The 20,185-nt window shown below is 58.2% G+C and carries 20 protein-coding genes, 3 tRNA genes and 1 CRISPR repeat array (1 of these 24 running past the window's edge); of the genes, 19 read left to right on the top strand and 4 right to left on the bottom strand.

Translation table 11 applies throughout. The features are described from left to right. The 11 genes from SRB521_RS14670 (at position 1) to SRB521_RS14620 (ending at position 9,056) form a co-directional block, all read left to right on the top strand. Positions 1 to 1,503 carry a tyrosine-protein kinase domain-containing protein gene (locus SRB521_RS14670; protein WP_058118524.1) on the top strand — a complete coding sequence of 501 codons (1,503 nt, stop codon included), beginning with the start codon at positions 1 to 3 and terminating at the stop codon, positions 1,501 to 1,503. Beyond that, positions 1,490 to 2,932: a polysaccharide biosynthesis tyrosine autokinase gene (locus SRB521_RS14665; protein WP_165366653.1), complete on the top strand. Its 1,443-nt coding sequence runs from the start codon at positions 1,490 to 1,492 to the stop codon at positions 2,930 to 2,932. Before SRB521_RS14670 ends, SRB521_RS14665 begins: the two co-directional genes overlap by 14 nt. Before the next feature lie 111 nt (positions 2,933 to 3,043). After that, positions 3,044 to 4,780 carry an ABC transporter ATP-binding protein gene (locus SRB521_RS14660; RefSeq protein ID WP_116722317.1) on the top strand — a complete coding sequence of 579 codons (1,737 nt, stop codon included), beginning with the start codon at positions 3,044 to 3,046 and terminating at the stop codon, positions 4,778 to 4,780. A 57-nt stretch (positions 4,781 to 4,837) separates the two neighbouring features. After that, positions 4,838 to 5,299, top strand: coding sequence for a VanZ family protein (locus tag SRB521_RS14655; RefSeq protein WP_075704679.1), 462 nt, complete (start codon positions 4,838 to 4,840; stop codon positions 5,297 to 5,299). Between the two features lie 143 nt (positions 5,300 to 5,442). After that, positions 5,443 to 6,714 (top strand): putative DNA modification/repair radical SAM protein, encoded by a 1,272-nt coding sequence (locus SRB521_RS14650; protein ID WP_116722318.1) that lies wholly within the window; start codon positions 5,443 to 5,445, stop codon positions 6,712 to 6,714. 10 nt (positions 6,715 to 6,724) lie between these two features. Then, entirely contained in the window at positions 6,725 to 7,495 is a 771-nt protein-coding gene (locus SRB521_RS14645; RefSeq protein WP_116722319.1) for a TIGR03915 family putative DNA repair protein, read from the top strand. Positions 7,496 to 7,581: 86 nt separating this feature from the next. After that, positions 7,582 to 7,821 carry a hypothetical protein gene (locus SRB521_RS14640; RefSeq protein WP_033116953.1) on the top strand — a complete coding sequence of 80 codons (240 nt, stop codon included), beginning with the start codon at positions 7,582 to 7,584 and terminating at the stop codon, positions 7,819 to 7,821. 86 nt (positions 7,822 to 7,907) lie between these two features. Then, positions 7,908 to 8,600 carry a VanR-ABDEGLN family response regulator transcription factor gene (gene vanR / locus SRB521_RS14635; protein ID WP_033116952.1) on the top strand — a complete coding sequence of 231 codons (693 nt, stop codon included), beginning with the start codon at positions 7,908 to 7,910 and terminating at the stop codon, positions 8,598 to 8,600. A 186-nt stretch (positions 8,601 to 8,786) separates the two neighbouring features. Then, positions 8,787 to 8,863 (top strand) — tRNA-Met (locus SRB521_RS14630). A 27-nt stretch (positions 8,864 to 8,890) separates the two neighbouring features. Beyond that, a tRNA-Glu gene (locus SRB521_RS14625) sits at positions 8,891 to 8,965 on the top strand. Positions 8,966 to 8,980: 15 nt separating this feature from the next. Continuing rightward, positions 8,981 to 9,056 (top strand) — tRNA-Val (locus SRB521_RS14620). Between the two features lie 131 nt (positions 9,057 to 9,187). Here the strand turns inward: SRB521_RS14620 and SRB521_RS14615 are convergent. The 4 genes from SRB521_RS14615 to SRB521_RS16365 form a co-directional block, all read right to left on the bottom strand. Then, positions 9,188 to 9,514, bottom strand: coding sequence for a tyrosine-type recombinase/integrase (locus tag SRB521_RS14615; RefSeq protein WP_116722320.1), 327 nt, complete (start codon positions 9,512 to 9,514; stop codon positions 9,188 to 9,190). A gap of 235 nt (positions 9,515 to 9,749) precedes the next feature. Beyond that, the gene (locus tag SRB521_RS16370) at positions 9,750 to 9,935 is read right to left on the bottom strand and encodes a hypothetical protein (protein WP_165816315.1); all 186 of its coding nucleotides are present in this window, start codon (positions 9,933 to 9,935) and stop codon (positions 9,750 to 9,752) included. Positions 9,936 to 10,092: 157 nt separating this feature from the next. Beyond that, the gene (locus SRB521_RS14610) at positions 10,093 to 10,284 is read right to left on the bottom strand and encodes a helix-turn-helix domain-containing protein (protein ID WP_116722322.1); all 192 of its coding nucleotides are present in this window, start codon (positions 10,282 to 10,284) and stop codon (positions 10,093 to 10,095) included. Next, positions 10,277 to 10,447 (bottom strand): hypothetical protein, encoded by a 171-nt coding sequence (locus SRB521_RS16365; protein WP_165816316.1) that lies wholly within the window; start codon positions 10,445 to 10,447, stop codon positions 10,277 to 10,279. The genes SRB521_RS14610 and SRB521_RS16365 overlap by 8 nt, the downstream gene beginning before the upstream one ends. 149 nt (positions 10,448 to 10,596) lie before the next feature. On the opposite strand from SRB521_RS16365, the gene SRB521_RS16360 reads away from it, so the two are divergent. The 8 genes from SRB521_RS16360 (at position 10,597) to cas2 (ending at position 19,049) form a co-directional block, all read left to right on the top strand. Beyond that, positions 10,597 to 10,755, top strand: a complete 159-nt coding sequence (locus SRB521_RS16360; protein WP_165816317.1) for a hypothetical protein — start codon at positions 10,597 to 10,599, stop codon at positions 10,753 to 10,755. Positions 10,756 to 11,332: 577 nt separating this feature from the next. Beyond that, a complete protein-coding gene (cas3, locus tag SRB521_RS14605) occupies positions 11,333 to 13,723 on the top strand; it encodes a CRISPR-associated helicase Cas3' (protein ID WP_116722324.1) in 2,391 nt (796 codons plus the stop codon). 4 nt (positions 13,724 to 13,727) lie between these two features. Continuing rightward, entirely contained in the window at positions 13,728 to 14,456 is a 729-nt protein-coding gene (gene cas5c / locus SRB521_RS14600) for a type I-C CRISPR-associated protein Cas5c (protein WP_033116947.1), read from the top strand. Next, a complete protein-coding gene (gene cas8c / locus SRB521_RS14595) occupies positions 14,456 to 16,222 on the top strand; it encodes a type I-C CRISPR-associated protein Cas8c/Csd1 (RefSeq protein ID WP_116722325.1) in 1,767 nt (588 codons plus the stop codon). The genes cas5c and cas8c overlap by 1 nt, the downstream gene beginning before the upstream one ends. Further along, entirely contained in the window at positions 16,223 to 17,074 is an 852-nt protein-coding gene (cas7c, locus tag SRB521_RS14590) for a type I-C CRISPR-associated protein Cas7/Csd2 (RefSeq protein ID WP_116722326.1), read from the top strand. Next, positions 17,064 to 17,726: a CRISPR-associated protein Cas4 gene (gene cas4, locus SRB521_RS14585; RefSeq protein WP_075704673.1), complete on the top strand. Its 663-nt coding sequence runs from the start codon at positions 17,064 to 17,066 to the stop codon at positions 17,724 to 17,726. The genes cas7c and cas4 overlap by 11 nt, the downstream gene beginning before the upstream one ends. After that, on the top strand, positions 17,723 to 18,754 hold the full coding sequence (gene cas1c / locus SRB521_RS14580) for a type I-C CRISPR-associated endonuclease Cas1c (RefSeq protein ID WP_075704672.1): 1,032 nt from the start codon (positions 17,723 to 17,725) through the stop codon (positions 18,752 to 18,754). Before cas4 ends, cas1c begins: the two co-directional genes overlap by 4 nt. Positions 18,755 to 18,758: 4 nt before the next feature. Beyond that, on the top strand, positions 18,759 to 19,049 hold the full coding sequence (gene cas2 / locus SRB521_RS14575) for a CRISPR-associated endonuclease Cas2 (RefSeq protein WP_075704671.1): 291 nt from the start codon (positions 18,759 to 18,761) through the stop codon (positions 19,047 to 19,049). 170 nt (positions 19,050 to 19,219) lie between these two features. Beyond that, positions 19,220 to 20,185: direct repeats of the CRISPR family, unit length 33 nt; unit sequence GTCGCCCCCCACACGGGGGGCGTGGATTGAAAT (it continues 480 nt past the right edge of the window).

Genomic DNA, 20,185 nt, shown 5'->3' with positions numbered 1-20,185 from the left:
ATGGAAGAAAAGCAGATGTTTTCCATGTCGGAGCTCAATCCCCTGTGTCTGTGGCGGCGGCTGTGGAAAAACTGGCTGCTGATCCTGGCGGCAGGGCTCATCGCCCTTATGGGGACGGAGATCGCCGTCCAGAACCTGTATGCCCCAGAGTACACCGCAGGTGCCGTGCTGGCCGTCAGTGTCAAACGGAGCAGTTACTCCACCGTGCTCTCCAACCTGAGCATGTCCGCCGAAATCGCGGACACCTTTACCCAGCTCTTTGAGAGCAATATGTTTGGTTCAGTGGCCGCCGGTCAGTTGGGCGTAGAGAGCCTGCCGGGCACCCTGAAAGCCACTGTGCTGCCCGAGACCAATCTGCTCAGCCTGCGGGTCACGGCGGACTCGCCTGAGGACGCCTTTCAGACCCTGAAGCTGATGCTGGAGAACTATGACACTGTTTCCGAGCATGTGTTCCAAAACGTGATCCTCAAGGAGCTGGACAGTCCCACCGTGCCGACAGCCCCCTCCAATCCGGTGGATATAAGCCGGGTGCGCAGGCAGGCCTTTCTGGTCGGCACGGCGGCTATGACGGCGCTGCTGTTGGCGGCGGCTCTCTGCTCCGACACCGTGCAGACCACCGCCGCCCTCCGGCGCAAGCTGGATGTGAAACTCTTCTCCACCCTCCACCATGAGGTGAAGAACAAGACCCTGCGGGCAAAGCTGCGCCGGGCCAACAAGGGGCTGCTCATCACCATGCCGGTGGCCAGCTTCCACTTCACCGAGTCGGTGTATAAGCTGGGAGTGAAGCTGACCTATGCCCTCCAGAAAGAGTCGGCCCAGGTGCTCCTGGTCACCAGTGTGGCGGAGAACGAGGGAAAATCCACCGTCTGCGCCAACATTGCCCTGACGCTGGCCCAGCGGAACAAGAAGGTGCTCCTCATCGACGCCGACCTCCACAAGGCGGCGCAGTACAAGCTCTTCGGACGGAAGCCGGAGCGGGAGCTGGCCGATCTGCTGGAGGGCAAGATCCCCTATGAGCCGGAATATCTGGAGCAGTATCCGCTCTACGCCCTCTTTTCCACCCGCTCCAACAGCCGGGCGGCGGAGCTCATCCCCTCGGAGAACATGGCGGCTCTGCTGCGCCAGGCGCGGGCGGAGATGGATTATATCATCATCGATTCGCCCCCCATCGCCCTTTTCTCTGACGTGGAAGCCCTGGCCGACCAGGCGGATGCCTCGCTGCTGGTGGTCCGGCAGGACGGGGTCCCGGCCGGGCGGATCAACGATGCGGCGGATATGCTCCGCCAGAGCCGGGCCAGGCTGCTGGGCTGTGTCTTCAACGATGTGCGCAGCATGCCCTTCTCCACCGACCACAGGGGCTATGGCTACGGATATGGGTATGGATACGGCTATAAATACGGATACGGTTATGGCCAAAGCGCGGGCCGAAAAGACCGAGACGGTGGGGAGGGCCCTGGAGCCGCGCCGTCCGACCAGGCGGGGAGTCACCATGGAAGAACATAAGCTGGATCAGGAAGAGGGCCGGATTGATCTGTACCGCCTTCTGCCGGAGCTGGGACGGGCCCTGCGCCGCCTGTTCTGGGTGCCGCTGCTGCTGGCGCTGCTGGGCGCCGCCGCGATGGGGGTGCGTGCCTGGAGGAGTTATGTGCCGCTCTACCACTCCGAAGCCACCTTCACCATCGAGACCAGCGCGTCCGCCCTCAGCGACATGGCCGGGAGCGGCAGTTATTATGACAAAGCCACGGCCGAACAACTGGCCAAGACCTTCCCCTATCTGCTGCAGTCCGACCTTCTTCAATCCCTGCTCCGGCAGGAGCTGGGAGTGAGCTGGCTCAACGGCAGCATCTCGGCCCGGGCGGTGGACAACACAAGCCTTTTCTCCCTCCGGGTCACCAGCACCAGCGCCCAGGACGCCTACGACATCCTGGAGACGGTCATCCGCATCTATCCCCGGGTGGCCGATTACGTGGTGGGCAGCACTGAGATGCACATTCTGACCCAGCCTGCGGTGGCCGCCCAGCCCGACGCCCCTTTTGATCCGGTACGCAGCATCTGCAAGGGCGCGCTGCTGGGCCTTGCCCTGGGGCTGGCGGTCGTGCTGCTCTTCGCCGCGACCCGGTGCACTGTCCGCACGCCGGAGGAGGTCAAGCGTCGACTCAATCAGACATGCCTTGCCTCCCTGCCCGCCGTGCGGTTCAAACGGCGCTCCGGGCAATTCGACCGTACCATCTCCATCCAAAACCCCAGGATATCCGGCGCTTTCCTGGAGAATGTACGTAGCCTGCGCATCAAGTTCCTCCGGGCGGCCGAGGGGCGCAAGGTGATCATGGTCTCCAGCACTCTCCCCGGCGAGGGAAAGACCACCGTGGCTGTCAACCTGGCCCTGACCCTCAGCCAGAACGGCGCGCGGGTCATTCTGGTGGACCTGGATCTGCGCAAGCCCTCCGTCAAGCGCTGCCTGGGGGTGAGCGTCCCCTCCAGGGGGGCGCCGGAGCTGCTGAACCTCCGGGGCGCAGATCCCAGGGAGCACCTGCTGACGCTGGAGGGGACGCAGGTCCGCCTGCTGGCCGGGGATGAGCCGTCGTCCAATCCGCGCAGACAGATGGAGTCCAGGCGCCTGGAAGCCCTTCTCACCACCCTGCGGGAGGAGGCCGACTACGTGATCCTGGACACGCCCCCCTGCGGTCTGCTGGGCGATGGGGCGGCGCTGGCCGGACTGGCCGACGCCTCCCTGTATGTGGTCCGCTCCGGGACCGCCCAGGTCTCCCATATCCTGGACAGCCTCCAGTTTCTCGCCGGCAGCGGGACTCCTCTGATGGGCTGTGTGCTCAATGGAGCCTCCGGCGGTGGGGGACGCTACGGGTATGGCTATGGGTACGGGTACGGCGGTGACCACTACGGGAAATATCACGCCTACCGGCAGGAAAAATAGGGGGCGTGAAGGCGGTCCCCTCTGCGCGCGGCGCTGAAAAACGGGGGCCGCCGTCCCGACCGGGACGGCGGCCCGTTTCTATGCGGATAGGGGGTGAGTATCCTGGCAGGGATGAAAAAAATATGGGACAAGCTGCGGGAGGGCTATCTGCAGGAAATGTGCCAGGAGCTAGGCTGGATTTACCGCTATGCCAGGCGCTACCGGGGACAAATCGCGCTGTATATCGCTCTGGGGCTCCTGGTGGCGGGGCTGGGCTTGGGCGGCAGTCTTCTCTCCCGCACCCTCACCACCGCCGTGGTGGGTGCGCATCGGGCCTGGGGAGAGGTGGCGGCCCTTGCGGCAGGCTATGTGCTGCTGGGGCTGGTGGCCCTGGGCCTCTCCGCCCTCAACAGCCGCATTTCCACCAAGGTGAATCTGAAGATCCAGAATGAGATGCAGGCCGACGTGTTCCGCCGCTTTCTCCAGGCGGATTGGAGCGCCCTCCAGGCATTCCACTCCGGCGATCTCCTCAGCCGGGTGACCGGGGACGTCGGCACCGTGGCGGGGAGCGTGTTTGGACTGCTGCCCAGCCTGGTAATCCGTCTGTTCCAGTTTTCGGCCTGCCTGATCCTGATCCTGTGGTATGACCCGGTGATGGCCCTGCTGGCCCTGCTCAGCGCCCCGGTGACTCTGCTGTTTTCCCGTGCCCTGATGGGACGGATGCGGGAGCATCAGAAACGGGTGCGGGGAGCCAACGCCCAGTTGATGGCCTTTCACGAGGAGGCCCTCCAGAATATGCAGGCCATCAAAGCCTTCGACCTGACGGGGCGGTTCACCGCGCGGGAGGGGGAGGAACAGGCCCGCTGGCGGGAGGCCAGCCTGGACTTCAACCGCTTTTCCATCCTGACCTCTTCTCTGATGTCCCTGATGGGGCAGGCGGTCTCCTATACCTGTCTGGCCTGGGGCGTTTACCGGCTGTGGACAGGATACATCGACCTTGCCCTGATGGTCATGTTTCTGCAGCTCGCCGGGCAGCTCTCCGCCGGGTTTTCCGCCCTGGTGGGGCTGGTGCCCGGCGCCATCTCCGCGACCGTGGCCGCCCGGCGCATCTTGGCTGTGCTGGACCTCCCCCGTGAACCGGAGGTCGCCCCTACGTTGGCGCGGCGGGTGGAGCGAATGGCCGCCGCGGGACGGGGAAAGGGGCTTACGCTGCGGCTGGACCGGGTGAGCTTCCGCTATGCGCCGGACCGTCCGGTGCTGGAGGAGGTCTCCCTCCTGGCGCGTCCGGGGGAGCTGGTGGCCCTGGCCGGCGCCTCCGGCGAGGGTAAGACCACCCTGCTGCGGGTGTTGCTGGGCCTGATCCGACCCCAGGGCGGGACGGCGATCCTCCAGGCGCCGGGGGAGGAGGACCTGCCTGTGTCGGCCTGTACTCGTCCCCTCTTTGCCTATGTGCCCCAGGAAAAGGCCGCCTTTTCCGGCACCATCGCCGAGAGCCTGCGCCTGCTGCGGCCGGATGCCGACGACCAGATGCTGGAGGAGGCCCTCAGGACCGCCTGCGCCTACGAATTCGTCAGCCGGCTTCCTCAGGGGATACACACCCCTTTGGGGGAACAGGGGGCGGGGCTCTCCGAGGGGCAGAACCAACGCCTCTCCATCGCCCGCGCGCTGCTGCGGGACGCTCCGGTCCTGCTGCTGGATGAGGCCACCTCGGCGCTGGACGCGGAGACCGAGGCCCGGGTGCTCCGGAACCTGCTCACAGGGCAGGGGGGACGCACCTGCATTGTCACCAGCCACCGGCCCACGGTCTTTGCCATGGCCGACCGGGTCTACCAGATCCGGGAGGGCAGGGTGGAGGAGGGTCCGTGCTAGGGCGTGTTTCCATAGTTCAAACAGGCCCCAGGCATCTCAAAAAAGGAGGATCCCGGCATGCAAAACGTCTCCAAGTCAAGGATCGGATGTTACCCCGTGTTGACCCTGCTGTGGCTGGGCGTCATCTGGGGGCACTCCCTCCAGCCCGCCGCCGTCTCCTCACAGGAGAGCGGTGCGGTGCTCTCGGGCCTTTCGGCGCTGCTGGAGGCGCTGTGCCTTCCCCCCTTTCTCACCGAGACGCTGGTGCGCAAGGGCGCCCATATGGCGGAGTATCTGGTGCTCGCGGCGCTGCTCACTGGGAGCCTGCGAAACCGGGACCGGACCGGGCGGGGCCTGTGTGCCGGGGTACTCTCCGCGTCGCTCTTCTGCGCCCTGATCGATGAGACCATCCAGCTCTTTGTGGAAGGGAGGGCGGGAAAGGTGTCCGACATCTGGGTGGACCTGGGGGGTGCGGCGCTGGGCTTGCTGCTGGCACTGGCGGCGGGGGTGCTGCGGAGGAAGAAAAGGTACGCCGCATAAAAAAGACAATGTCCCGCGCCGCTCCGGCCCTCCAGGGCCTGGGCGGCGCGGCTGCATGGAGGGAGAAATTTTCCTGTTGACATACATTTGTTCGAGAACTATAATACTAGTACAAATGTTTCATAACGGGAGGAAAAAGAACTGTGGAGCTGCTGGACAAGCTGACCATTCTGACCGATGCGGCCAAATACGATGCGGCCTGTACCTCCAGCGGTCTGGACCGGGCGGGGCGGCCGGGAAAACTGGGCTCCACGGTGCTGGGGGGATGCTGCCATTCCTTCTCCGCCGACGGGCGGTGTGTGACGCTGCTGAAGGTGCTGATGACCAACGCGTGCTGTTACGACTGTCAGTACTGCGTGAACCGCCGCTCCAACGACGTGCCACGCACGGCCTTTACGCCCCGGGAGCTGGCCGAGCTCACCATCGGCTTCTACCGGCGCAATTATATCGAGGGGCTTTTCCTCTCCTCTGCTGTGCTGAGAGACCCGGACTACACCACAGAGCGGATGATCGAGACCCTGCGCCTCATCCGGGAGGAGTACGGCTTTGCCGGATACATCCACGCAAAGGCCATCCCCGGAGCGGATCCGCTGCTCACCTATCGGCTGGGACTGCTGGCGGACCGGATGAGCGTGAACATCGAGCTGCCCTCCGAGGCATCCCTGAAAGCGTTGGCCCCGGACAAGACCAGGGCCTCCATCCTGACCCCCATGGCCCAGATTCGGGAGGCCATTCTAGAGTCCGGGCAGGCCCTCAGGCTGTACCGGGGCGCTCCCCGGTTCGCTCCGGCCGGACAGTCCACCCAGATGATCATCGGCGCCACGCCGGAGTCTGATCTCCATATCCTCCGCCTTACCGAGGGGCTCTATCAGAAGTATCAGCTCAAGCGGGTCTTTTATTCGGCCTATCTGCCCGTGTCCGACAGCAAGCTCCTGCCCGCCCCGCAGGGCTTCCAGCCACCCCTTCTCCGGGAGCACCGGCTGTATCAGGCCGACTGGCTGCTGCGGTTTTATCACTTTGAAGCGACGGAACTGCTGGATGAGGGCCACCCGGATCTCGACCCCCGCCTGGACCCCAAATGCTGCTGGGCGCTGCGGCATCTGGAGGAATTTCCGGTAGAGGTAAACCGGGCGGACTATGAGCGGCTGCTGCGGGTCCCCGGCATAGGGGTGCGTTCGGCGCGGCGGATCCTCACCGCCCGGCGGGTGGGCCCCATCACCTTTGAGGGGCTCAAAAAGCTGGGCGTGGTGCTCAAGCGGGCGCAGTACTTCCTCACCTGCTCCGGGCGGATGCTCCCGGGGCTGAGCCGCGTGAAGCCGGACAGTGTGCTGCGGCAGATGGTGGCGCTGGAACGGCCGCTGCTGGCCGGAGACGTTCCGGAGCAGCTCTCACTCTTTGCGCAAAATGCCGGATAAGGAGGCCCTTATGGACCACGGAACGCCCTTTGCCTATCTCTATGACGGCTCTTATGCGGGTTTCCTCACCTGTATCTATGAGAGCTACGTCCGAAAAGAACTGCCTGTGAGCTTCTCCACGCCGGAGGATCCCCGCATCTCCCTCTATCCCGAACGGGCGGTGGAGACCGAGGAAGCCCATGCCGGGCGGGTGTACCGCTCTCTCAGCCAGAGGATCTCGCTGGACGCACAGCGCATGGTGACCCGTGGCTTCCTCACCTGTATGCCCGAAAAGGAGGAGCGGATCTATGCGTTTGTCCGGCTGGGGTACCGGATCGGCCCCGCTGTGGTGCGGGACCTGACGGACCCGCGGGTGGCGCCGCTGGTGACTGCTCTGACCCATCTGAAGGGCGAGGCTCACCAGCTACAGGGCTTCCTCCGTTTCTCCGAACAGGGCGGCGTGCTGACGGCGGAGATCGAGCCTAAAAACCGGGTCCTCCCCCTGCTGCGGCCCCACTTCTGCGCCCGGTACTCCGGAGAGCGGTTCGTCATCTACGACCGCACACACCGGGAGGCGCTGTTTTACCAGCCGGGGCGGTGGGCCATTGTACCGCTGGAGGCGTTTTGTGCCGGCGCGCCGGGGGAGACGGAGCTGGATTACCGCAGGCTATGGCGGCGGTTCTACGATACCGTCTCCATCGAGGGACGCTATCATCCCAAGTGCCGTATGACCCATATGCCCAAACGCTACTGGAACACCATGACCGAGTTCCAGACTGAGCCGGGGCTGGGAGAGCGATAACGATTTTACCTATTTTTAATCTTGCCTTTATGGTGGTTTCAGAGAAGAATGGTAGGATAGGACCAACACAAAGGAGGGAACTTACGATGATCACGCTGCTTACGTTGAGTATTCTGTGTGTGGTGGGGGTGGCGCTCGTCAGCGTGGCGCTGCTGCTGATCGGGCTGCCGTTTGCCATTCTCTTCGGCCTGCTGCCCTGGTTTTTGAATCTGGCCGCCGTGGTGCTGCTGGTCAAGGGGCTCCTGGACCGGCCCTTCCGGTGGGAGAACCTCATTCCGGCGGGGGCGGCCCTGCTGTGCGCCGGCCTTCTCAAATGGCTCTTCTAAAACCTTATGATTTTCTTATCTTTTCTCAGGAGGCGTTGACTTGCCTGCGCCCCGGTGGATATAATATCCGGGAAGAGGTGAGAGATATGGAGGCCAATATCCTGGTGGTGGACGACGAGCCGGAGATCGCGGACCTGGTAGGGGTCTATCTCAAAAGCGAGGGATTCACCGTCTTTACCTGCGGCACAGCCGCGGAGGCGCTGGCCTGCGTCCGGGCGCAGAGCCTGGATCTGGCCGTGCTGGATGTGATGCTCCCGGACATGTCCGGTTTTGTCCTTTGTGGGGAGATCCGCAAGGAGTACCATTTTCCTGTGATCATGCTCACGGCCAAAGGATCGGATATGGACAAGATCACCGGGCTCACCATCGGGGCCGACGACTATATCACCAAGCCCTTCAATCCGCTGGAGCTGGTGGCGCGGGTCAAGGCGCAGCTTCGGAGATACACCCGCTATAATGGGACGGAGAAACCGCCTACAGGGGATGTGATCGACTTTAACGGTCTGGTCATCAACCGCAGCACCCATGAATGTACGCTCTATGACCAGGAGCTGAATCTTACCCCCATCGAGTTTGATATCCTTTGGATGCTCTGCGAAAACCGGGGGCAGGTCATCTCCGCCGAGCGTCTCTTCGAGACGGTGTGGGGCGAGAAGTATCTGGACCGGAACAATACTGTAATGGTGCATATCCGCCGCCTGAGGGAAAAAATGGGGGAGCCCTCCCGGGACCCCCGCTTTATCAAAACAGTGTGGGGAGTGGGCTACAAGATCGATTAGGGCCTGCCCCGATATTGGAAAGCGGTCCCAGGAGTGCCGTTTCCGCTGAATAAAGGAGCTGTCTGGCGGGCCCAAAAATTTGGCCTCCCCGGCGACGGAAAAATTTTAAAAAATCAGATATTTCTTGTTGACAACCGTGGACAAATCGGGTATACTAACTCTTGCCCTGTTCGTCGGGGCCTATTTGGCGGCATAGCTCAGTTGGCTAGAGCATGCGGTTCATACCCGCAGTGTCCCCGGTTCAAATCCAGGTGCCGCTACCATGCAGCACTAGCTGCACCGCACCCCATGGCGCGTTGGTCAAGCGGCTAAGACACCGCCCTTTCACGGCGGTAACATGGGTTCGATTCCCATACGCGTCACCAACACGTTCCCCATATGGAGGCATAGCTCAGCTGGTAGAGCGCTCGCCTCACACGCGAGAGGTCACAGATTCGAGTTCTGTTGTCTCCACCAGAAAACACCGTTAAAACCGCTTGGTTTTGACGGTGTTTTCTTCTTTGTCCAACTTTTTGGGCTGCTTTCTTAAAATTTCTAACGGATTTCTAACAGGCGGGATTTTTCTGTCAGTAACGTGGCAGTAACCCTTACCTTAAAGCTGCATCAATGGAATCCGCCATATCCCGCTTTGCTGAGTAGAGAAAGTGCGAATAGATGTTGGCGGTGATGGAGATGTCACTGCGGCCCAGCCATCCCTGAATATCCTGAATGTCCCGTCCAGCGCTATGGAGCAGTGTGGCTACGCTGTAACGCAGCCCGTGGAAGCGAATGTAAGGCAGGCCGTTTTTCCGGATCATCCGCCGAAAGTGCATAGAGACCGCATTGGGCGTCAGCGGAGCTCCGTCCGGACCCACGCACACATATCTACTGTCCACATAGGCAGCCCCAAGAAACGCCTTCTCTTTTGCACGCATCTCAGATGCTCCGCCATGGAGGCTGTCAGCGGTAGGGTACGGCAGCTGCTCCGTGTCTTTGTCGCATCGGCATAGATCACGCCATTCTTGCTGCTCACCGCAGTATGACAGATGGAGATCGTGCCTTTCTCAAAATCTACCGACTCCCATCTCAGGCCGCAGACCTCGGGCCAATCCCCGCAGCGTGACGTCCTGAAATGTCGGGAATATTGAAATCACGTTGCGGAACACCGCCTTATATTGCTCCAAGGTCGTAACGCGGATGGAATACCTCTCCACCTCGTTCAGCCACTGCTCCATAAAGGGCAGGAAGGGGCTGATTTGTCCCGGTCAAGTGGTGGTCCTGGATCTTCTCCGGCTTGTCCATCTCCTGCTTCAAAAAGGCTTCCGCTCTGCGCTTATTGTCCTTTTTCTCCTTCATGCCAAGATAGGACGGCACAATATTTATTCTTTTTAATTTGCAGGCTTCCTGTCATAAAAACTCTTTTCCAACAGGATAGAGTACCCGCTGTTACAAACCCATTATATCACATCCGGCGTTCGGATGCGATATAATGGCACTTGATTTCTAGGGTTACTCAGTTATTTTTCAAAAACCTTAGAACCTCCGCTTTGGGGATACAGATTCTTCTGCCGATTCTAACACTTCTGATCTGTCCGGAATGTATCAGCTCATAGGCCGTATTCCTGCCGACGGAGAGTATTGGCATCAGTTCTCTCACCGACAGCGTCAGGGGAAGGTCATCATAGGAGGTAGGACGTCTATCCATCCCCATCGCCTCCCTTCTTCTTCAGCGAAGCGAGGTAGATACGGGTCACATCATCCCGGCCATGTCCTAGCAGCTTAGCAACCTCTTTCCTGGCCTGATAGGGGCTCCTCCCCTTTTGGATGCGTTCCTGATACCACTCCGCTCCGCCGCCCGGGTGTGCCACAGCCCGTGAAAGGTCATAGGCCGGTCGGAGTCTGGGTCCTGGGCCAATGGCCGGTTGTCTGCCAGGAATCGCTGAAAGTCCTTGATCGCCTCGTGGGTCAAACGGTTGTCGGGAACGAACAGCTTATGCCCGCGGGCTGTATTACGCAAATGGAATCTGAGCCGGTCCAGAAAAGCGGTACCGCTCCGCCAGAAAGCGGCAAAAGCGTTTCATCGCCTCATATATCGCTCCCTGGGTTTGAAGCTGCCCTGCCGGTTGTGGCGGTGGAGTTTGTCCAGATGGAGCAAAAGGTTTTCATATTGTTTTAACATTGAAGTACATCTTTTCTAAAAAATATATTCTACCTCTATTTACTTCCAGGTCAAACCGGTCCGGCGGCACCCACAAGGGGTACGCCACGGCTCTAAGCGGCAAAGCCGCCAAGAGCCGTGCAGAGGGCATACTACGCCCCTGGTCCTCTCCATTCCGCCCTAACTTACTCCGCCCTGAAATACAAGCCCATTTTACCCCTTTACACCTGGCTTGTATAGTTGAAGTTTCTTTACCTAAGTCAAGTTTTACCTTAAAATAGCGGCGATAGAAAATCTATCGCCGCCTTGTCTTGCTAGGGAAACCCCTCTTTTTCATTTTTTCAATCCACTCTAACTGCTGTATCTGTCAGAGACTAATTTAGTATATCACGTAAAATTTTTTTGCAAATACCATTTTATATTCAATGAAAAAGATGAGTTAAACGTTGACAAAAATGAGGCCCTAGGGTAAAGTTTTGCCATCAAGGCAATCTCCAATTATCTAAAATTTGTTTCCGAGGCAAAAGATTGTCCAGTTTATTGGACAGCAGATGTTGTATTTTATAATAAAATCACGCATTTGGAAGTGGGACCAATGGAAAGCTACCTGGCACACATTCAGAGGGATCCATCTGACAAAATAATCGCCGTCCAATCGGTCAGTGAACACTGCCATAATACCGCAAGATATGCGGCAGCGGCACTGGAGCCCGTTGGCCTCTCCGCCGCTGGGGAGGCGGTGGGGCTGTTGCATGATCTCGGAAAATACTCAGAGCAGTTCCAAGACTACATAAAGGATGGAGCTGGCACACGCGGCTCGGTGAATCACACCTTCGCTGGAGTACGTCTTCTTCTGGAGCGATATCACCATGAGCCGCCAGAGGATCTGGCAGACATCGCCGCTGAACTGTTGGCCTTAGCCGTCGGCGGGCATCATGGCGGTCTGTTTGATTGTGTGGATGACCAACAAAAAAACGGTTTTCGGCACCGACTGACTAAGAAAGAGATCGGCTATGAAGAGGCAAAGGATAACTTTTTCCGTTTCTGCATCAACCAAGAGGAGCTTGACCAACGGTTTCAAACCGCCCTGAAAGAGTTAACACCGGTCCTGGAATACATCTGCGCCATGACTGGAGAGGAAGCCAGCGATGAACGTTATGACCAGGAAACAGCGTTTTACTCCGGGCTCCTCGCCCGCCTGCTGCTCTCCGCAGTGATTGAGGGAGACCGACGGGATACGGCAATCTCCATGAATGGTGTCGTGTTCCCTCCTGCCCGAAGCGGCGAGGAGCTGGAACAGATGTGGTTCACTCTTTTGACACAGACAGAGGAAAAGCTGAACACGCTGCCCTCAAAAACTCCCATTGACCAGGCCCGACGCACAATCTCGAACCAATGCGGACAGGCGGCGGAACAGCCCGGCGGCGTATTCCGTCTAAATGTACCAACCGGCGGCGGCAAGACCTTGTCCAGCCTCCGATTTGCTCTCGCCCACGCCCGCCGGCATCGAAAGCAGCGTATCATCTTCACCTCTCCCCTGCTCAGCATCTTGGATCAGAACGCAAAGGAGATTAGAAAATATATTCAGGACGACAGCCTGATTTTGGAGCATCACTCCAATCTGGTTCGCACAGAGGAAAACAGTGAGCAACTGGACAAGCGAGAACTTCTTACCGAGACTTGGGAGGCCCCTGTCATCATCACTACTCTGGTTCAACTGCTGAATACCCTATTCTCTGGAAAAACCACTTGTATCCGGCGGTTTCATTCTCTTTGTAACAGCGTTATCGTCATCGATGAGGTGCAGACAGTTCCCAGCAAAATGTTGTCTCTGTTTTCTCTGGCGGTTAACTTTTTAGCGGAGATTTGCGGAGTTACAGTGGTTCTCTGTTCCGCCACCCAACCCTGTACGGAGCAGATCGAGCATCCAATCCATGGCCCGATCCGTGATATTGTCCCATACAATCCCGCTCTTTGGCAAGTATTCCAGCGAACAGATATTCAAAGTGTCGGATCAATGTCCTTGGAACAGATCGCTGATTTTGCCGTAAAAAAGCTGGAGCATGTCGATAGTTTGCTGATTGTCTGCAACAAGAAGAATCAATCAGAACATCTGTATAGTCTCCTGAAGGACAAGAGCTTCGCTCTGTTTTCCCTTTCTGCCGCTATGTGCGTGACCCATCGGAGGGACACGCTGAACAAGCTGAAAAGCGCTCTGGGGCAGAGTAGTCAAAAAACAGTCTGTGTCTCTACCCAGGTCATTGAGGCCGGGGTGGACATCTCCTTCGGTTGTGTGATCCGCCTGTCCGCCGGGATGGACAGCGTGGTCCAGGCAGCGGGCCGCTGCAACCGCAACGGCGAGGCCAGGCCCGGTGTCCTGGCTCCGGTCTATCTGGTAGAGTGCCAGCAGGAGAACCTCTCCCATTTGCCAGACATCCAGCTGGGCAAAGACGCCACCCAAGAACTCATCGCGGAATTTGCAGCTCGCCCGGAACAGTTTCAGCACCGTTTGGATTCTGATGCTTCCATCGAATACTATTACCGGGCGCTGTATCGCCGGGAACCGGCGGGGCACCATGACTACTGTGTAAAAGACCGCCCCTCACTGTTTTCCCTTCTGTCGCTGAACGGCCAATACGCTCAGGAGCACCCTTATTATTTCAATCAGGCATTCCGGCTGGCCGGAACCCTTTTTGAAGTTTTTGAGGAAAACACCACGGACGTGGTAGTCCCCTACAAAGAAAGCGAAGCGCTCATTTCCGGTTTATGCAGTGAAAAAGCCCAACGGGACCCGTTTTATCTGCGCTCTCTTTTGGAGGCGGCAAAGCCCTATACCGTCTCACTGTACCAATATCAAATTGACCGTCTGAACGAGGAGCACAGCCTGATTCCCCTCCAGGGCGGTGCGCTGGGACTCAGCGGACATTACAGTGCGGAGACCGGCTTTTCTATGGGTGAATCAAATCTTGAATTCTTGTGGAGGTGATACGATGCGGCACCCAAATATTGTGGAGTTTCAGGTCACAGGGGATTATGGCCTCTTCTCCGACCCGATCATGCGGGTGGGCGGGGAGAAATGCAGCTATCAGGTGCCTACCTATGAAGCATTGAAAGGCATTTTGTCCTCTGTGTACTGGAAACCAACACTGATCTGGTACATTGACGCGGTCCGGGTCATGAACCAGATTCAAACCGAGGTAAAGGGTATCCGGCCCATCCACTACCAGGACGGCAAAAACGACCTGTCCTACTACACCTATTTGAAAAACTGCCGTTATCAGATACGGGCCCATTTTGAGTGGAACGAGAACCGCCCGGAGCTTGCTCAGGACCGCAGTGAGAACAAGCACCACAATATCGCCAAACGGATGATCGAAAAAGGCGGCCGTCGGGATATCTTCCTGGGGGCCAGGGAGTGCCAGGGATATGTGGAGCCCTGTGTATTTGGAGAAGAGCCAAGCGCCTATGACAAGCTGCCGGAGTTGAGTTTCGGTCTGATGTATCACGGTATCACCTATGCTGACGAGGCCTACTCCACCGAGACCCAGGGAAAAATGACTGCACGGTTTTGGTATCCGGTGATGAAGCAGGGAGTTATCACCTTCCCCCGTCCGGAGGACTGTCCGCTCACCAAGCCTCTGCGCAAGATGGAAATGAAACCCTTTGGGATTGATATGGAAAACTTCTCCGGTCTGCGGGAATTTGGGGAGGTGGAGTGATGGGGCTTTTGCAAAAGGCCTGTGAGACCTACGATGCGATGGCCGGCCGGGTTGGAATCATGTATGAGAAAGAAAAGGAGCCGCTGGCACCAATCTCCCACATGATGGCGCGGCCGCAAATCAAAATCACTTTGGATCAGAACGGAAACTTTATCACCGCTCAGGCGTTAGAGAAGGACGTCCCCAAAATTATCATTCCCGCAACGGAAGAATCAGCAGGACGAACGGTCAAGGCTGCTGAACTTCCCCACCCCTTATGCGATTACCTGCGGTATCTGCTGCCCCAAAACCAAGTGGAGTACAGCCACTATGTGTCACAGCTGTCCGCATGGGTCAATTCACCCTTTTCCCATCCAAAACTGCACGCCATCTTAAATTATGTGCAGGATAGAACCATTTTGGCAGATTTGAGTCAGGCGGGTATTACTGCCGAAGAGAAAGCGATGGTCTGCTGGGAGGTCAACGGCTTAGGGGAAAAACTCAACGGACCTTGCTGGACAGACCAGACGCTTATGAAAGCATTTATCGACTACACCGCCGCGAAACGGGCGGACACGCCGCCCGCACTGTGCATGGTTTCCGGCGAAATGGAAGCTCCCGCCGGACAGCATCCAAAAGGGATTATCCCCATCAACGGAAACGCCAAGCTGATCTCCGCCAACGACTCCAGCGGCTTCACATACCGGGGACGGTTCGACGATGCGGCGCAGGCCGCGACGGTAGGCTATACCGCATCCCAGAAGGCCCACAACGCCTTGCGGTGGCTGGTGGCCAACCAGAGCGTCTCTTTTGGCGGGCGGACCTTTGTTTGCTGGAGTCCCCAGGGCATCCAAATTCCCAAGGTGACAGGCCCCATGGGCCGCAAAGGTGGAGGAAACGTTCAGCGGGCGGCCACTCCCAGCCAGTATCAAAAGCAACTGTGGGAGGCTCTCTCCGGTTGGAAAGAGGACCTGCGCCCGCCTGCGGGCGTAGTGATCGCCGCTTTCGACGCGGCCACCACAGGCCGTCTGGCCGTCACCTACTACAACGAACTGCTGGCCTCCGATTTTCTGGACCGGCTGCACGACTGGGAGGTCTCCTGCTGTTGGGAAAACGGTCCCTATGGGATCCAGTCACCTTCGTTGTTCCAAATTGTCAGCTGGGCCTTCGGGACACCCCGAAACGGAAAAGCAGAAATTGATGACCGCATCTTGAAGCAGCAGATGCAGCGGCTGGTGGCCTGCCGGGTGGACAAAGCGCCATTCCCACTGGATATCGAGCGGGCCCTGGTGGAAAAAGCCTCCCATCTCCTGCTCTATGAAGGAGAGAACCGCCAAAAACTGCTGTTCACAGCCTGCGCGGCCATTCGAAAATACCATTCAAAGGAGAAGTGGGATATGGCTTTAGACAAAAATTGTTCCGACCGGAGCTATCTGTTCGGTCGCCTGCTAGCCATCGCGGACGCAATAGAAAACAGCACCTATACTGACGAGGACCGGCGGGAGACCAACGCCATAAGAATGCAGAAAGTCTTTACGCTGCGCCCAATGGCAACATGGTCCGCCCTATGGGACAAGTTAGCGCCCTACAACAAGCGTCTGGCACAGTCCAAACCAAAACTTTACCGATATTACCAGAATATGATTGATGATATTCTGGACAGCTTTTCTCCTTCCGACAGCACACTGAACCAGCAGTTGGATGATATCTATCTGTTGGGATATTCCCATCAGCGGGCCTACCGCAGCGAAAAAACGGATCAACAAGAGACAGAGGAGGAGTCTTAAATGGGTATCTTACAGAACAAAATCGACTTTGTGGCCTTTGTATCCGCCACCATGGCAAACCCCAACGGCGACCCTCTCAACGGCAACAGCCCCCGCACCGACTACAACGGTTTAGGGGAAATGAGCGACGTGTGCATCAAGCGCAAGCTGCGCAACCGGATGCAGGATCTGGGACAGGCCGTGTTTGTCCAGTCCGCTGACCGGTGTGAAGACGGATGCGGAAGTCTCAGCGACCGGGCCTCCGCCGTTCTGGGAAAAGCGAAGGAGTTCAAGGATTCAGAAGACTATGCACAAAAGGCCTGTGAAACATGGCTGGACGTACGTTCTTTCGGCCAGGTATTTGCGTTTAAGGACACAAAAGGCATGTCCATCGGTGTGCGGGGCCCGGTCTCTGTACATCAGGGTGTCAGCGTCTCCCCCGTGCAGATAGAGGATATGCAGATCACCAAGAGTGTAAACGGTGAGAGCAACGACAAAGGCCGTTCCTCCGACACCATGGGCATGAAGCACTTTGTCCGCTTCGGTCTCTATAAGATCAAGGGCTCTATCAATGTTCAGCTTGCGGAAAAAACCGGCTTCACTGAGAAGGACGCCGATATTTTGAAGGAGTGTCTGCGCACCCTCTTCGTCAATGACGCCTCTTCCGCCCGGCCGGAGGGCTCCATGGAGGTGGTCAGACTCTACTGGTTCCACCACAACTGCAAGGATGGGCAGTATTCCTCCGCCAAGGTCCACCGTTCGGTCCAGGCTGAGTTGATTGCTTCTGACGCCATCCCCGCCTGCGCGGAGGATTACAAGATTACATTGGAGCCTTTGGCCGGACTGGAGCCGGAGATTCTGAATGGGATTTAAGGAAGAGGATTATCTCCAGCTTTCGGGTTTGCAGCACTTTGTCTTTTGCCGCCGCCAGTGGGCGCTGATCCACATTGAAGGTCAGTGGGCGGAGAATTACCGCACGGTGGACGGCCATCTCATGCACGAGCGCGTCCACGACCAGGAATTTCGGGAGAGCCGGGGGGACTGTCTGACCGTCAGGGGGCTGGCCATCCACTCGACGGAGTTGGGTGTTTCCGGCCAGTGCGACGCGGTAGAGTTCCACAGAGCCCCTGCCGGAATTGCTTTGCAAAATCGTGAAGGTTTGTGGCTGCCTTATCCGGTGGAGTACAAACGGGGCAAGCCTAAGAAACACAGTGCGGACGAGCTTCAGCTGTGCGCCCAGGCCATGTGCCTGGAGGAGATGCTCTGCTGTGCCGTCCCGGAGGGGGCACTCTATTACGGAGAGCCCCGCCGCCGGACGGTGGTCCCCTTTACGCCTGAACTGCGCGGGCAGGTTCAAGATAACCTGAAGGAGATGCATGAGCTGTATAAAAGGCGCCACACACCCAAGGTCAAGCCGTCCAAGGCCTGTAACGCCTGCTCTTTGAAAGTCCTGTGCCTTCCAAAGCTGATGGGCTGCAAAAGAGTTGCGGACTATTTGGCCGCTGCCATGGAGGAGCTGAAATGAAACATCTGCTCAATACCCTCTACATCCTCTCAGAGGATATTTACCTGTCCCTGGACGGGGAGAATGTGGTGGCCAATCGGGACAAGCAGGTTGTCGCCCGCTATCCTCTACATACCTTGCAGAATATCATTACCTTTTCCTATGCCGGGGCGTCCCCCGCGCTGATGGGCGTCTGCGCCCAGCGTCAGATCGGCTTATCTTTCTGTACCCCCAGAGGAAAATTTCTGGCCCGGGTGTGCGGCGAGGGGAACGGAAACGTCCTGCTCCGCCGGACACAATATCGGACCGGGGATGATCCCACTCAATGCTGTCAGATCAGCCGCACTATGATCTTCGGCAAGCTGTTCAACGCCCGCTGGAGCATCGAGCGCACCCGCCGGGACCACGGTTTGCGGGTGGACGGCGAAAAACTGGTCTCCGCCTCCAAGCAAATCTACGGACTGCTGTCTCAGGTCAAGGAGGTAAGCGCTCCGGAGGAATTGCGGGGCCTGGAGGGGGTGGGAGCCTCCGCCTATTTCAGCGTTTTTGACGAGATGATCCTGGGGGATAAAGAGACGTTTTCCTTCCGGGGCCGCAGCCGTCGCCCTCCGCTGGACGCCGTCAACGCCATGCTCTCCTTCGCCTACAGCCTGCTGGCCCACGACTGCGCCTCCGCCTTGGAGAGTGTGGGGCTGGATTCCTATGTGGGATTCCTGCACCGGGACCGCCCGGGTCGGACTTCCTTGGCCCTGGACCTGATGGAGGAACTGCGTCCCTGCATGGCGGACCGCTTTGTGCTCACGCTCATCAACAACCGCCAGGTCAAGGCGGGAGATTTTCAATATATGGAGAGCGGCGCGGTGCTGCTGGCCGACGGCGGCAGGAAAACATTTCTGAAACATTGGCAGGAAAAGAAAAAAGAGACACTGACCCACCCCTATCTGGAGGAAAAGCTCCCATGGGGGATGATCCCCTATACGCAGGCACTTCTGCTGGCCCGTTATCTCCGGGGAGACTTGGACGCTTACCCACCTTTTTTGTGGAAGTGATAGTATGCTGGTTTTAATCACCTATGATGTGAACACCGAGGACGCCGCTGGCCGCAAACGTCTGCGGCAAATCGCGAAGCAGTGCGTCAACTACGGACAGCGGGTGCAGAACTCTGTCTTTGAATGTCTGCTGGATGCGGCCCAGTACCGCATGTTACAGGCAAAGCTGTGTAAGATCATGGACCCGGAAAAGGACAGTCTTCGTTTTTATTACTTGGGAAACCGCTATGAAAACAAGATCGAGCATTTTGGAGTAAAGGCATCCTACAACCCAGAAGATGTATTGATGCTTTAGGTGCGAAACGTAAACGCGCAGAAAATCACCGAGGTCTCGCACCAGATTTTGCAGTATTATCTGTAAGGAGGCAACCTTATTTTTCAAAATCGGATAAGAGTTAGGAGAGGATATTTGTAAGAATTGTCTATTTTTCGCGCGAACAGCTTGAATTTTTAGCTGTTTTTGCTGTCGCCCCCCACACGGGGGGCGTGGATTGAAATAGCGCTGTTCGGCCTGTCTGACCGGAGCATCACGTCGCCCCCCACACGGGGGGCGTGGATTGAAATTTGGAAATGAACCCCAAAGGACGGGTATAGTTGTCCGTCGCCCCCCACACGGGGGGCGTGGATTGAAATACCCCGGAACTTCTCGATGCCCTCCCGGAAGGACGTCGCCCCCCACACGGGGGGCGTGGATTGAAATATCAGAAACCTCTGTGTCTTTTACAACATCGTCAGTCGCCCCCCACACGGGGGGCGTGGATTGAAATCAAAGGGTACAAGGACGCTTACATTACCTGCGACAGTCGCCCCCCACACGGGGGGCGTGGATTGAAATGCCGCTCGTCCGCGTCCAGGCGCTTGTCATTACGTCGCCCCCCACACGGGGGGCGTGGATTGAAATTTTTGTCTGGAGGTGATAGCCCATGGCGCAAAAACCGTCGCCCCCCACACGGGGGGCGTGGATTGAAATACAAGTGGCACAAAGTTGCTGGAGAAGTCGAAAAGTCGCCCCCCACACGGGGGGCGTGGATTGAAATGACCCAGGGCGCCGCCGCCATCCAGACCATGGTGTGTCGCCCCCCACACGGGGGGCGTGGATTGAAATGTCAGGGTGTGTAGAAAAGGAGAAAAAGCCTTGGTCGCCCCCCACACGGGGGGCGTGGATTGAAATGGCGAAAGCCTGTCCCTGCCCGCCGCTCATGGTCGGTCGCCCCCCACACGGGGGGCGTGGATTGAAATATTTCCTACCTGACCGCCTATGCCATCTACCCCAGGGTCGCCCCCCACACGGGGGGCGTGGATTGAAATGGCCATCTCCAGAGCCGTTTTTTGGTTGTGATGCGTCGCCCCCCACACGGGGGGCGTGGATTGAAATACGGTAGCGCTATCTCCGTTGACTAGGACGACCACGTCGCCCCCCACACGGGGGGC

The organism is Intestinimonas butyriciproducens, from assembly GCF_004154955.1.
Taxonomy (GTDB): domain Bacteria; phylum Bacillota; class Clostridia; order Oscillospirales; family Oscillospiraceae; genus Intestinimonas; species Intestinimonas butyriciproducens.
Note: the sequence above shows the minus strand (reverse complement) of the source record. Positions and strands in the feature narration are given on the sequence as shown.